The sequence below is a fragment of the Antarctobacter sp. genome (assembly GCF_965277915.1).
GTDB lineage: Bacteria > Pseudomonadota > Alphaproteobacteria > Rhodobacterales > Rhodobacteraceae > Antarctobacter.
The window spans coordinates 2,407,731-2,420,591 of the sequence record NZ_OZ255849.1 but is presented as its reverse complement, the minus strand read 5'-3'; the positions used below and the strand labels follow the sequence as shown (position 1 = coordinate 2,420,591).

The window sequence follows — 12,861 nt, the reverse complement described above, 5'->3', positions numbered from 1 at the left end:
TTCTGGGCGAGCGTCAAGCGCGAAATCGCCGCGCGTGCGGGCTGGACGGCGGGCGCTTGCCGCTTATGCTGGGCTTCCGGACATCGAGGGAGGGTCAGGAATGTTCTCGGCACTGCGGCTAGAGGGGCTGCTTTTCCTCCTGGCGCTGCGCTATCTGACCCGAATTCCGATGCCGAGCGGGCTGCCGGTGTCGGACGACCTGATGGTCCGGGCGGTGAAATACCACCCCGCCGTAGGCGCGTTGGTGGGCGGAATCGGGGCCTTGGTGCTTTGGTCGGCGTCGCCCGCTCTGCCCTGGGCCACGGCGCTGCTCCTGTCGCTGGCCGCGACCCTGCTTGCCACGGCGGGATTTCACGAGGCCGGGCTGGCCGACGCGGCCGAGGGCCTGTCCGTGGGCCGTGACCGGGCCGAGGTCCTCAAGATCATGGATCACACCCGGCTGGGCACCTACGGCGCCCTGACGCTTGCCGTGGTCCTTGGGTTGAAACTGACGCTATTGGCGGGGTTTTCGCCGGGCCAGGCCTGTCTGGCCCTGATCGCTGCCCATGCGGTGGGTCGCATGGCGGCGGTGCATGTCACGCTGACCACCGTGCACGCCCGTAGCGAGGGGATGCAGAAATTTGTCCCCAAGGTCACGCCAGACGGCTATCGTGTCGCGCTGGCCTGTACGCTGGTGGTGCTGGCGCTGGTCTTGAAGCCGTTGAGCCTCGGCGCGGTGCTGTGTGGCTTCATCGGGGCAATCCTGCTGGCCCAGGCCTTCCGGGCGATCTGCGTGGCGCGGATCGGAGGATATACCGGCGATTGCCTCGGTGGGTCCGTCCTGTTTGGAGAACTGGGGTTCTACCTTGGGGTGGCTTTCTGGTTATAGGCGCAATATCAAATCGTTACAGCCCGATCTTCAACCGGCATGGAAAAGGTATGCCTTTCGGGTTTCGGCAACCCGGACCTGCGGAACCTGTCCCGGGCCGGATTGCCGGTCTGCCTGATGATGCTTCCGTTACACCTGTCCCGCATCGCCGTTTTGCCACGGCTTGACGAGGTTGCCGAAGCGCGTGAATTGGCTTTCGAAGGACAGTTCGACCGTGCCGATGGGGCCGTGACGCTGCTTGCCGATGATGACCTCGGCCTTGCCGTGCAGTCGGCTCATGCGTTCCTGCCAGGCGGCCATTTCGTCCAACCGGTCGTCCGAGGGCTTTTCCCGTTCGACGTAGTATTCCTCGCGGAACACGAACATGACAACGTCCGCGTCCTGTTCGATCGAGCCCGATTCCCGCAGGTCCGACAGCTGCGGCCGCTTGTCGTCGCGGCTTTCGACCTGGCGTGACAACTGTGACAGCGCGATGACGGGGATATTCAGTTCCTTGGCGATGGCCTTGAGCCCCATCGAGATTTCCGCGATCTCCTGCACCCGGTTGTCGGCGGTGCCGCGCAGCAGTTGCAGGTAGTCGACGATGATCAGGTCCAGCCCGTGTGTCCGTTTCAGGCGGCGCGACCGCGCGGCCACCTGGCTGATCGGCAGGGCGGGCGTGTCGTCGATGTAAAGCGGGCAGGCCTCGAGGTCCTTGGCAGCCTGGACAAAGCGGCGGAACTCGGTCTCGTCCATGTCGCCCTGGCGGATCTTGTGGCTGGAGATTTCCGAGGCCTCGGCCAGGATCCGGCCCGCCAGCTGTTCGGCGCTCATTTCCAGGCTGAAGAAGCCGACCACGCCGCCGTCGATCGCGCCGGTGCTGCCGTCCGGGCGTTCACCCTTCCTGTAGGCCTTGGCGATGTTGAAGGCGATGTTGGTGGCCAACGAGGTCTTGCCCATCGAGGGGCGTCCGGCAAGGATCAGAAGGTCGGAGGGGTGGAGGCCCCCCAGCTTCTTGTCCATGTCGATCAGTCCGGTCGAGATGCCCGCAAGGCCGCCTTCGCGCTGGTAGGCTGCGTTGGCGACATTAACCGCCTCAGTTACTGCCTTGAGAAAGCTTTGAAAACCGCTTTCCGTCTGGCCCTGTTCCGCCAGCTTGTAGAGCGCCTGTTCGGCCTCGACGATCTGTTCGCGCGGCTCGGATTTCACGTCGACCTTGGCGGCCTTGTCCGAGATGTTCTTGCCCAGGCGGATCAGGTCGCGGCGCACCGCCAGATCATAGATCATCTGCGCATAGTCGCGCACCGCGAAGGTCGAGACGGCAGAACCGGCAAGCCGGGCGAGATAGGCGGTGCCGCCCAGTTCCTTGAGTCCCTCGTCGTCCTCCATGAAGGCCTTGAGCGTGACCGGCGAGGCGAGGTTGTTCTTGGCGATCCGCGCGGCGGCGATCTCGAAGATGCGGGCGTGCACGGGATCGTAAAAGTGCTGCGCGCTGATGATGCTGGCAATGCGGTCGTAGATGTCGTTCTCGGTCAGGATCGCGCCAAGCAGCTGTTGCTCGGCCTCGATCGAGTGCGGCATGGTTTCGGCGGACTGGACTTCGATGCCGGTCGGATTGATTGTGGCGATCTCGTTCATTTTTCTCCCCCACTGCTCGGGATGGCGGCATAACAAGCGCAGCCGCCGGGGTGCAAAATGTATGTTTCTGGGGATAAGCCGGGGACGCTCTCCACCACATCATATTGCCAGCCAAGGCGCCGTTGCGTCAACATCTTGACATCGCGACTCTGGGCTGTGGTGAAGGCGCCACAGGCAACGTTCTCTTTGCAGAGCTTGACGCCGGGTTATCCCCCGGCGCGGGCCGCGCGCCAAGCGTGCGGATCCTTGAGGAACGACTCGACCTCGGCCAACACGCCCGCGTGTTTCGCGGGGGCCTCGGCCAACACTTCCCACCAGGTGCAGAGATGGTGCAATTCGACACCGTGGTCACCCAGGGTTTTGATCGTCTCGGGGAAGATGCCGTAGTAGAAGATCACCGCCGTGTGGCCACAGGTGGCGCCGGTGTCGCGGATGGCATCGACAAAGGACAGCTTGGAGCCGCCGTCGGTGGTCAGATCCTCGACCAGCAGCACGCGCTGGCCTTCGGACATGGCGCCCTCGATCCGGGCATTGCGCCCGTAACCCTTTGGTTTCTTGCGGACATATGTCATGGGCAGGCCCATGCGCTCGGCCACCAGCGCGGCAAAAGGAATGCCTGCCGTTTCGCCGCCGGCGATGTTGTCGAAGGCCTCGAACCCGGCGTTGCGCATCACGGTGACGGTCAGGAAGTCCATCAGGGTACTGCGGATGCGCGGGAAAGAGATCAGCTTGCGGCAGTCGATGTAGACGGGCGACAACTGGCCGGAGGCGAGTTTGAACGGTTCGTCGGTCATGAAGTTGACCGCCTCGATTTCCCAGAGCATCCGCGCGGTCAGGCGGGCCATTTCTTCGGCGGTGGGATAGGTCGAGGGGATCATGGGACGTGCTCCGGCTGTCAGGGTCGCGCCGGATTAGCGCGTTGCGCGCCGGTTTTGAAGGGCATTTTACCGGCTGAGCGTTTTGTACAAAACGTACGTTTTGTACGCCGAAATCCGCATTTTGTACAAAACGCCGGATGGCCAGCCGCGCGCGCGAATGGCCACGCGGCAACCGGTAGGTTCACCTGTCGGGCTTGCGTGCCGCTCAGCCCACGCGCCAGTGCAGCGGCATCATCGGGTTGAAGACCGTCACCGGGCCGTCCCCGGTTTCGATCTTGTCGGGGTAGCTGACGGGTTCGCCCCTGGTCAGGGTCACGCGGGTCTCGTTCGGGGGCAGGCGGTAGAAGGCCGGGCCGTTGAGCGAGGTGAAGGCCTCCAGCTTGTCCAGCGCGCTTTCCTGTTCAAAGACCTCGGCGAGGATCGACAGGGTGTTGGTGGCAGTGAAACAGCCCGCGCAGCCGCAGGCGTTTTCCTTGAGCGGGTCGATATGCGGCGCGCTGTCGGTGCCCAGGAAGAACGAGGCATCGCCCGAGGTGGCTGCCGCGCGCAGGGCTTGCCGGTGTTCCTCGCGCTTGGCGACGGGCAGGCAATAGTAATGCGGCTTGATCCCGCCCACGAGGATGGCGTTGCGGTTGATGACCAGGTGGTGCGTGGTGATCGTGGCGCCAAGATCATCGCCGCCGGAGCGGGCGTAGTCGGCGCCCTGGCGGGTGGTGATGTGTTCCATCACGACTCGCAGGCCGGGGGTGGCCCGGCGGACCGGGTCCAGGACGCGGTCGATAAAGACGGCCTCGCGGTCGAAGATGTCGATGTCTGCATCGACCACTTCGCCATGTACGCAAAGGGGAATGCCCGCCTCAGCCATCGCCTCGAGCACGCCGCGCACCTTGTCGAAGTCGCGCACGCCGGAGGCAGAGTTGGTGGTGGCGCCCGCGGGGTAGAGTTTCACCGCCGTCACGATGCCGTCCGCATGGGCACGGACCACATCATGCGGGTCGGTCTCTTCGGTCAGGTAGAGCGTCATCAGCGGCTTGAAATCGGCGCCGTCCGGCAGGGCGGCCAGGATGCGGTCGCGGTAGGCGGCGGCCTGGTCGCCGGTCACGACGGGCGGCACCAGGTTGGGCATGATGATGGCGCGGGCGAAATCGCGGGCGCTTTCGGGGGCGATACCCTGCAGCATGGCGCCGTCGCGCAGGTGCAGGTGCCAGTCGTCGGGGCGGCGAATGCTGATCTGTTCCATGCCGGAGCGGTTAGCATGCGGACCCGCGCCGCGCCAGCCTGTCTTGGGAGGTCTCAGGCGCTGTCGCGCTCGGCCTCGATCTGGGCCAGCCGCCGGCGGAAACGGGGGGCATGCATCCGCGACACCACGTTCTTGCACAGGGCACGCGTCAGTTCCGTTCGCCCATCGGCTTCCAGCCTGTGCAGGAGCCGGCGCAGGTAGGGCGGGTGGTCGCGCCGGGCGCGCAGCATCGAGGCAAAGAGCGCCGGGGTCAGGCGATCCTCGGCCGCGGCGGAAAGCAGGCCGGGCAAGAGGTCGAGCGAACGGAAGTCGGCCTGCAGCGCGCTGCCCATGAAGGGGGTGCGGAAGCGGGCGACATTGCGTTTCTCGAACAGCGCGGCATGCATCGCGTCCAGCCGTTCACGCGGGTCGTAGATCACCCAGGCCTTTGCGGCGGCGTCGATCATCTCGGGCGCGAACCCATAGCGCGAGGTGAAGTCGCGGCGGCGTTCCTCGACAAAGCGGTCGTCCCATTCGGCAACGCGCGGGTCCAGCGTGGCCTGCGGTTGCAGCATCAGGACGCGCGCGCCGGGGGCGGTGACGGAATAGGCGCCGGCGGCATAGCCGCAGGGGCCGGCACCGTAGAAGAGGACCGTCTCGAACTCGTCGAAGAAACCGTCATCCAGCAGTTGGTCGAAAAAGGCATAGACGCGCGGGTCGCGGAACCATGTGTCGCCGTGGCTCAGCAGCGAGAGCGAGGACCATCCCGCGCCACGCACCATGTCAAAGCCGATGGGCGTGCGGGTTTCCGACAGGGCCTCGATCCCGGACATGCTTTCAAAGCTCACGATCAGCGTGTCGCCGTCCTCGACGAAGATGGCGGCATGGGTCTTGCCCAAGGGCTCGGCAAACCCATGCTCCTCTCCGATACGCCGGAGCGCCCCCAGCCAATCGCTGCGCGAGAGCTGGCTGAGATCTGGGGCAAAGCTGCCTTGATGAGCTTCCATACCGGACGATCCTCGTGTTCCGCGAAAAAATAGACACGGATTTGAGCGAAACCTACCCTGTATTTTCGGCAGGATTATGGTCGGTCGATGGCAAAACGGTGTGGCAGACGCGCCATGCGAAAGCGCCGCCCGGTGGGGGCGGCGCGGTGTCCGGTTGCCGGGGGCGGATGTGTCAGGCGGCGCGGCGGCCCGCCAGGCGCGCCTTGAGCGCGGGTGGCAACAGGCGGCGCGAACTGACACGGGGCATGGGCATCTCGGCCAGCGCGGGCTCTGTTCCGAACCGCGCGACATAGTCGGCGTAGTTGTCAAAGCTGCGGCGGCCAACGTGGTCGATATAGGTTTCCGTCTGCGTGCCCTCGGCCAGGATGATCTCGTGGCCCTCGGTCTCGATGTGATAAACGGCAAAGCTGTCGCCAAGCTCGGACAGCGGCACCCAGTCGATCGTGTCGCCGTTGACCAGCGCGCTTGCGTTGACCAAGAGCCCGTCGATCACCAGCGCATGGTCCGCGGTCAGCACCAGGTCGCGCCGCGGCAGGCCATCGCCCAGGGCACCGGCGCGCAGGCGCACCGGCTGCAAGCGGTCGGCAGGACCGAAACGGGTCGAGACCTCCTGCGTCCAGATCCATTTCACCGGCACGACACGGCCATCGGGGGTGAGAACCGGGTCGCCCATGGACAGGGTTTCCACCGCCCGCTCGCCCTCGGGCGTCGCAATCAGGGTGCCCTTGCCGAAACACAGGTAGACGTTGCTGTCGCTGGTTTCGGACTGAAAGGTGTTGGACGTTCCGGACGTGGCGACGAGCGTCTGCGTGGTCGCATTGGGAATGACCAGCGCGTAGGTGCCCGCGCCGTCGGTGAAGACGGGATATTCGACGCCGTCGCTGCCCGAGATCGTGTAGCCGGTAAACGTGGCCGCGCCGCTGGCAAAGGTGTCGACGCCCGCGTCGAGCCTGCCGTCTTCGTCCTGGTCGACGATCGTGGCCGACGTGTCATCGGCGGAAAACAGACCGGTCCAGTTCAGGCTGCTGCCCGAGTCGCCCTCGGTGCCGTTGAATGTGACGCCGGACAGCAGGACGTTGCCTTGCGGTTCGTAGTTGGTCGGCATGGAAATCTCCTGGAGAATGGTAAATCGGCTTAACCAATTGAATTGGTAAGCGTTCAGGCCGGGAATTCAACCGACCGGCGGCAAAAGATGCATAGAAAGATGATAATTTATTCTTGCCGTGGGGGTCCGGGGACGTCCTGCGACGGGGCGATGTCAGTCCCGGTCGCCGGACTGCCTTGCGCGGCTGGCATGGTGGGCCAGAAAGCGAGCGGCCTGAATCGGAACGGGGCGCGACGGCGGGGTCATCAGAAGCCGCGCGAAAAGCGCGCGGTAGGGTGCCCGGGTCAGCAAGGTCTCCAGCCTGTGGTGACGCCATGCGACGGCCTCGGCGTGCAGACGGGCCAGTTCCGGGTCGGCGGCCAGATCGGCGCGCCGTTCGGCCACGCCGGGCAGCGTCAGGATGCTGCGATCCTCCTCCTGGCTCCAGTTGCGTTCGACCCAGTAGTCCATGCCGAGCGCGTGGTCCGAATGCACCGCGCGACCCCTGTCGGCCTTGAGCAGGTAGCTTTCCATCGCGCCGAGCGCGTAGTGGTTCAGTTGGGCCAGCGCATAGTTCGATCGCCCGTACTGGGAAAAGATGCGGCGAGTGCGGAACTGTTCGTCCAGCTCGCGGCCCTCGCCGTCGAACCAGCGGGCAGCGCCAAGGCGAGACGTGTCGGGCGCGCGCGGACGGTGAACGCCCAGCCGGGCATAGGTGCCGTCGTTGCGGTAGAGCGTCTTGAACATGGCCGCGCGCCAGGGCCAGTGCATGACCACGGGTGCTGCGGCGGTGAATTGTTCCGTCACGGGAACGTCGGCATAGCGTACGACCCCAGCGTTTCCGAACAGCCGCCAGGTGAGCGTGATGGCCGTGGCCTGTGGCAGGGCGGCGATCAGGGCGGGCAGGGTGCGGTCGCCGGTGTGGATGTTGACGTATTCGTCGATGTCCAGCGCCAGAAGCCAGTCGGCATCCCGGACCGCCTCTGCCTTGTCGGCCAGTTTCAACCCGGTGAATTGAATGCCGCGGTCGTTATATGGCCCGTCGTTGCGGATATGGGTGAGAGGCGCGACCTGCGCCAGCCGGTCCAAGAGCGCATCGGTGCCGTCCTGGCAATCGTTGGAGAGCGCGACCACATGGGTCACGCCGCAGGCAAGGTGATGCGCCAGCCAGTCAAGGAGAAAGGCGCCCTCGTTGCGGACACAAAGGACTGCGGTGATCTTCACTTGGCGCCCCCTGCGGGGTGGCGACGTTTCAGCAAAACGACCTGCGGCACGATCACCAGTCCTTGCGGAAGGTGACGACCTTGGCCTCGGACGCCTTTGGGAAATAGGTCAGCCCGGCGCGGTGCATGGCGTCAAAAACGGCCTGCACCCCGGATTGGCCGATCCATTGCGGGTGCAGCTCGATCACCGCCGCGCGCAACCCGGTCCAGTCGCCGGCGGGCAAGAGATCGGCCTCGGCGCCCTCGATGTCGCAGACGAGGACATTCGGCCTTTCCGCCTCCAGCACCGGGGCGATGGCGTGCTGCATGATCGCCACCTCTTCGATCACCGTGTCGGGATCGGCGGCGCGGTCCATCGAGGAGGCGAGGAAGTTCTTGCGGACGTAGAAGGGGACGGGATCGCCTGCCTGCGGCGACAACAGCGCGTTGCGCAGATCGACGTTTTTCACCCCGTTGGCCGCGTGGACAGAGCGGATGTAGGGGATCAACGCCGGGTTCGCCTCGTAGCTGACAACGCGGGCGACCTGTTTTTTCACCGACAGCAGCGTGGACATGTAGCCAATGCCGCCACCCAGTTCCAGCACCCGGTCACCCGGGCGCACGACACGCATGACCGCGTCGCATTCCTTGCGCTCGTAGGTGTCGGATTTCAGCGCGCCGCGGATGTGGCCGCGGGTGATCTGGGGATGCTTGGGGATCTTCAGCCCCCGCGAATACAGGTAGGGATCGCGGGGGGCGGGCCCGGCGGCGCCGTCCATCTCAGGTCTCCATGTCGAGGGCCAGCGCATAGGCCACGCGTTCTGTTTCCGTCAGGTCCAGTGCCAGCGCCTGCCGATAGAGTTCCTCGAACTCGGGCATGCCGCGCAACTCGGCGGCCTTGGCGCGGTGCCATTCCAGCGCCCGGTGATGCGCGGCGCGCAGGGCGTCATCGCGCATCAGTCGGTCGTACTCGGCCCGGACGCGGGGGATGTTGCGCTTGATGGTGATGTCGCGGTGCACCGACCAGTCCATGCGAATCCAGTAGTTCAGCCCGATGTTGCGGTCGACATGCAGGGCGCGGCCCCTCTGGCGCTTGATCAGGAAACTCTCGGCCGACCGCAGCGCGTAGTGGTTGAGCTGGATCAGGTCATAGCCGATGGTTCGCTTGGAACTGCGCCAGCCGTTGCGGATCGCCGCCTCCGTCATGTCGTGGCCCGAGCCGTTGACCCATTTCACCTTGTCCTCGAACCCTTCAGCCAGCTTGTTGGGCCTGTGGCACGAGATCTTTTCATAGGCGCCGATGTTGCGGAACATGGTCTTGAAGCCCCAGGCGGTGTGCGGCTTGGGGCAGTATTTCGGGGCGCAGGTGTCGAATTGCTCGATCACGAAACGGTCGTCGAGACGGTGCACGCCGTTGTGCCCGAACAACCGCCAGGTCATCGCGATGTTGGTGGCGTCGGGCACCCGCTGGAACAGGTCCGACAGGGTGCCGTTGCCGCAGCGGATGTTGACGAATTCATCGACGTCGATATGGGCGATCCAGTCGGCCTGCTTGATCACATCCTCGTTCAGCGCTGCATCCAGCGCGTGCTGTTGCGGAGATTTGCCGGACCATGCGTTGTTGTCGCGGTGATGGACGATGCCCAGCTGGTTCAGCCGGTCGAGGATCGCGACCGTCCCATCTGAACAGTCATTGGTGTAGATCAGGAAATTGTCGAAACCGACCGCGCGGTGATAGGCGATCCATTCCAGGATATAGGGGCCTTCGTCCTTCATGCAGGCGACGATGACATTGCCTGTCGACCCCTTGGGCAACAGGCGGCGCGGCGCCGGGGCAAAGGCGGCGGCCAGGTCTTCTTCGTTGATGCGGCCCAGCCGGTTGTGCGGCGCATAGGGAGAGCCGTGCAGGCGCGCGAAGTTCCGTTTCGCCTGCGCGGGCAGGGTCTCTTTGGCCGCATCGGTCAGTGGCGGTGTGTCCGGCTCTGCCGGGGGGGCGCCGGTCAAATGCGCCAGTTCCTCGGCCCGGGCGGCGCGCTCTTCCTTGTCGCCGCGGGCGATGCGCCAGCGGAAGGCCATCAGGTATTGCGTCGCGCGGAACCCGCGCGTCGGGTCTGCCTCTGTCCAGTCGCCGCAGATCGGGTCGGCCTCCATGTCCTCGGGCGACATGCCGGGGTGATCGGCACACAGCGCGGCGATGTCCTCCTCGAAGCGCATGGACAGCGCCGAGAGCCCGCCCGCGAGGATCGCGCCGCCCGGCACCTTGATCTCTGCCAGCAGCTTGCGCCAGAGCGGACGGGGCAACAGGATGTCCTGCCGGTCCAGAAGGCGCAGCACCGCGTCGTTGAACAGCCGTGCACGGGTCAGCCAGGCGGCCGAGGGCAGGCGGGGCAGCTCTTCTGCCTCGGCCTTGCCGATCTGCGCGGAAATGCCGAAGGCGGCGCGCAACTCATCCGTCGCCGCGTCGGACCAGAGCCGGTCGCGGTTGATCGAGCGGAACTGCACCGTCTCGGCGCCAAAGACCGCTTCCCATTCCTCTTGCAGGCGGGTGTAGTCCAGCCAGTGATTGGCGCCCTGTACCTCGCCGAAAAGCCCGGCCAACGGGGTGGTCTCGGGCCGGGTATCAAGCGCTGCCTGCCAGAAATCCGGCGCCTCCAGTAGGCCCAGTTCCAGATCCAGCGCGCGCGCTCGCCCATCCAGCACCTGCGCGCCATAGCGGGCGACCAGCGCGCGGGCGGGGTCGTCCAGCCAGGCGACGATGCGGATATCCGTCGAGATCGGCGCCAGCAGGTCGAGCAGGCGTTCCAGCTCGGCCCGGGTGCTCAGCGAGGTGCCCAGCTGATGCGCCGAGAGGATCAGCGCCTGCGGGGTTTCGCGCGCGACCTCCTGCGCCAGTTGGCGGGCCACCTCGTCGCGCAGGGCCTGCTGCTTCTCGGGCAGCATCAGCCCGCGATTGAAGCGCAGCACATCCGGACGGTCCGGGTCGCTGACGGCCATGAACAGGCGGGTGTGATTGCGGGCGCCGGGGCTGCGGGCAAAAAGCACGCCCTCGTCCCTGAGCCGTCCGCGCTTGGCGTCGAGGACCCTTTGAATCCGGTCACTGGACGGACCGTCCGGCCCGATATGTAGATAGATCCGCATCACGCTGCCCCTCGTGCCGTTTTGGTCTTGTCGTTCTTGCCTGTCGTCCCCGTTTCGGGGTTCTTGTTCCGTGTGCCCCACCAGGGCAGGTCGATCCTGATATGCGCCGCAAGCCGCTGCCGCGCATCCTTGGCGCCCACCGGCAATTCAAGATAGCGCGGATCCTCGCCAAAGAGGTCACGCAGCATGGCGTAATGCCCCTCGATCCAGCGGATGCGCTGATCATCGGTGGCGCCATAGCCCTCCGGCAGGCCGGGGATCGCCCCGCCGGGCAGGCGGTCCTGCCCGAGGTTGCCCCAGCGGCGCATGCTGTCCGAGATATCCGCCGCCGGACGCCAGGTGGCCACGAACAGCATGTCGGGCCGCGCCAGGCGCATCGCCTTGATCATGGCGTAATCGCATTGCGGCCAGAGCGAGGCGGCGGGGTTCAGGACACTGATTTCCGTCAGTGCGTCGTAAATCCCGTCGAGAAAGGCGAATGGGTCGCCCTTGTCGAAGTAGCCGTTATAAAGCTGGCGCGCGATGTAGGTGCCGCCCAGGCCAGCCCTTCGGCAATGTACGCGGCGGACCTTGTGATCCGCCGCCCGCCAGCCGCCTTCGGTCAGCGCATGGGCCAGCGTCGTTGTGCCCGTCTTGGGCAGGCCGAGGTTCACCAGCTTGACGTGCAGGTTGCTCATAGCCCCAGCGCCTCGATCAGTTCCGCCTCGCCCGGGGGCAGGGCGGGAAGGGCGGCCAGATGGGCATACATCCCGGCGTAATCCGCCCGCGCCATCAGCGCATCGCGCCGTTCGCGGTGCAGGCGCACGCAGTCGCCGTGCAGGCGGGCAATGTCCGGGTCCGCTTTCAGCGAGTCCAGCGCCGCCTCCAGCCGCGGCAGGTAGCGCTGGATCGAACGATCCTCGACGGCGGCATCGTTGCGTTCGCGCCAATAGGTGTCGTCAAAGACACGCCCATCACGGTTCACGTCGCCGCGGTCGTTCTTGACCAGGTAGCTGTCGAGCGAGCGCAGTGCATAGTGATTGAGCGTGGCGAACTCGCGTGCGCCCCTGGCGGGAAACTTGCGGATCCGGCGCGGGTTGGCGGCGGTCAGGAACCTGGGCGGCACGCGGCGGCCAGAGGCATCGGTCCAGACCGGATGCATGTCCTCTGGCAGGGACTTGCGAAAAAAGGGCCGGTGCGCGCCGAAATACTGCAGCGGGAAATCCCGTCGGACGAGGCTTTTGACCTCGATCGCGGTTTCGGCGCACCAGAGGTCGGGATTGTGGGACCGGGTGAACTGGGCGATCACCGGGCGGTCGGTGAAATCGGTGATGCCGCCGTTGGCAAAGAACTGGAAGTTGACGGAAATCGCCTGCGGATTGCGGCAGGCGGCGATCAGCGCGGGGATCGTGTGATCCCCCACATGCACGTTCAGGAACTCGTCGACATCGGCGATCCAGACCCAGTCGGCCCCGGTCACCAGCGGGTGTTTCGCGGCGGCCTTCAGCGCCTCCATCTGGTAGTTGCGCCCCTCGGCGGGATTGGGCAGATGGACGACGTGGCCGGTCTCTGGCCGATCATAGGCGGCCAGCGCGTCCAGCAGGGCATCGGTGCCATCGGTGCAGTCGTTGGAGTAGAACAGGAAATCACTGATCCCCAGAAGACGATGAAAGGCAATCCATTCCAACAGGAACGGGCCCTCGTTCTTCACGCAGGTGACAGCGGTGATGCGCCGCGCGGCGCCCGCCTTGATCTCGGCCATGTCTGCTCGTCTGCCAGAACTCCGGGTTTCCTCCCGGGTTTTATACTCCGAATCATGACATTCCGTGAGCACCCCGTCAATCCGCGCCGTCGTCAAGGGCCTCGGGG

At 65.6% G+C, this 12,861-nt stretch carries 11 protein-coding genes; 1 reads left to right on the top strand and 10 read right to left on the bottom strand.

Going from position 1 to position 12,861, the window contains the following annotated elements; all coding sequences use genetic code 11:
* Positions 1-100 precede the first annotated feature (100 nt).
* Positions 101-868: an adenosylcobinamide-GDP ribazoletransferase gene (locus tag ACQY5B_RS12570; protein ID WP_420325017.1), complete on the top strand. Its 768-nt coding sequence runs from the start codon at positions 101-103 to the stop codon at positions 866-868.
* Between the two features lie 129 nt (positions 869-997).
* Here ACQY5B_RS12570 and ACQY5B_RS12565 read toward each other — a convergent pair whose 3' ends face one another.
* The 10 genes from ACQY5B_RS12565 to ACQY5B_RS12520 form a co-directional block, all read right to left on the bottom strand.
* A complete protein-coding gene (locus ACQY5B_RS12565; protein WP_305968250.1) occupies positions 998-2,485 on the bottom strand; it encodes a replicative DNA helicase in 1,488 nt (495 codons plus the stop codon).
* A 206-nt stretch (positions 2,486-2,691) separates the two neighbouring features.
* On the bottom strand, positions 2,692-3,363 hold the full coding sequence (locus ACQY5B_RS12560; RefSeq protein WP_305968251.1) for an orotate phosphoribosyltransferase: 672 nt from the start codon (positions 3,361-3,363) through the stop codon (positions 2,692-2,694).
* Positions 3,364-3,568: 205 nt separating this feature from the next.
* Complete coding sequence (pyrC, locus tag ACQY5B_RS12555; protein WP_305968252.1) at positions 3,569-4,603, bottom strand: dihydroorotase; 1,035 nt, start codon at positions 4,601-4,603, stop codon at positions 3,569-3,571.
* Positions 4,604-4,656: 53 nt separating this feature from the next.
* Positions 4,657-5,589, bottom strand: a complete 933-nt coding sequence (locus ACQY5B_RS12550) for a phosphoadenosine phosphosulfate reductase (protein ID WP_420325018.1) — start codon at positions 5,587-5,589, stop codon at positions 4,657-4,659.
* Positions 5,590-5,761: 172 nt separating this feature from the next.
* The gene (locus ACQY5B_RS12545; RefSeq protein WP_420325019.1) at positions 5,762-6,694 is read right to left on the bottom strand and encodes a Hint domain-containing protein; all 933 of its coding nucleotides are present in this window, start codon (positions 6,692-6,694) and stop codon (positions 5,762-5,764) included.
* Positions 6,695-6,847: 153 nt separating this feature from the next.
* Positions 6,848-7,897: a glycosyltransferase family 2 protein gene (locus ACQY5B_RS12540; RefSeq protein WP_420325020.1), complete on the bottom strand. Its 1,050-nt coding sequence runs from the start codon at positions 7,895-7,897 to the stop codon at positions 6,848-6,850.
* 52 nt (positions 7,898-7,949) lie between these two features.
* The gene (locus ACQY5B_RS12535; RefSeq protein WP_420325021.1) at positions 7,950-8,654 is read right to left on the bottom strand and encodes an FkbM family methyltransferase; all 705 of its coding nucleotides are present in this window, start codon (positions 8,652-8,654) and stop codon (positions 7,950-7,952) included.
* 1 nt (position 8,655) lies between these two features.
* Positions 8,656-11,013 carry a glycosyltransferase family 2 protein gene (locus ACQY5B_RS12530; RefSeq protein WP_420325022.1) on the bottom strand — a complete coding sequence of 786 codons (2,358 nt, stop codon included), beginning with the start codon at positions 11,011-11,013 and terminating at the stop codon, positions 8,656-8,658.
* Positions 11,013-11,690, bottom strand: coding sequence for a sulfotransferase family protein (locus tag ACQY5B_RS12525; RefSeq protein ID WP_420325023.1), 678 nt, complete (start codon positions 11,688-11,690; stop codon positions 11,013-11,015). Before ACQY5B_RS12525 ends, ACQY5B_RS12530 begins: the two co-directional genes overlap by 1 nt.
* A complete protein-coding gene (locus ACQY5B_RS12520; RefSeq protein ID WP_420325024.1) occupies positions 11,687-12,754 on the bottom strand; it encodes a glycosyltransferase family 2 protein in 1,068 nt (355 codons plus the stop codon). The genes ACQY5B_RS12525 and ACQY5B_RS12520 overlap by 4 nt, the downstream gene beginning before the upstream one ends.
* Positions 12,755-12,861 lie beyond the last annotated feature (107 nt).

Coding starts and splice junctions, on each gene's coding strand:
- ACQY5B_RS12565 (WP_305968250.1), bottom strand. CDS start 2,485: ATGAACGAGATCGCCACAATCAATCCGACCGGCATCGAAGTCCAGTCC.
- ACQY5B_RS12530 (WP_420325022.1), bottom strand. CDS start 11,013: ATGCGGATCTATCTACATATCGGGCCGGACGGTCCGTCCAGTGACCGG.
- ACQY5B_RS12570 (WP_420325017.1), top strand. CDS start 101: ATGTTCTCGGCACTGCGGCTAGAGGGGCTGCTTTTCCTCCTGGCGCTG.
- ACQY5B_RS12535 (WP_420325021.1), bottom strand. CDS start 8,654: ATGGACGGCGCCGCCGGGCCCGCCCCCCGCGATCCCTACCTGTATTCG.
- pyrC (WP_305968252.1), bottom strand. CDS start 4,603: ATGGAACAGATCAGCATTCGCCGCCCCGACGACTGGCACCTGCACCTG.
- ACQY5B_RS12550 (WP_420325018.1), bottom strand. CDS start 5,589: ATGGAAGCTCATCAAGGCAGCTTTGCCCCAGATCTCAGCCAGCTCTCG.
- ACQY5B_RS12545 (WP_420325019.1), bottom strand. CDS start 6,694: ATGCCGACCAACTACGAACCGCAAGGCAACGTCCTGCTGTCCGGCGTC.
- ACQY5B_RS12525 (WP_420325023.1), bottom strand. CDS start 11,690: ATGAGCAACCTGCACGTCAAGCTGGTGAACCTCGGCCTGCCCAAGACG.
- ACQY5B_RS12560 (WP_305968251.1), bottom strand. CDS start 3,363: ATGATCCCCTCGACCTATCCCACCGCCGAAGAAATGGCCCGCCTGACC.
- ACQY5B_RS12520 (WP_420325024.1), bottom strand. CDS start 12,754: ATGGCCGAGATCAAGGCGGGCGCCGCGCGGCGCATCACCGCTGTCACC.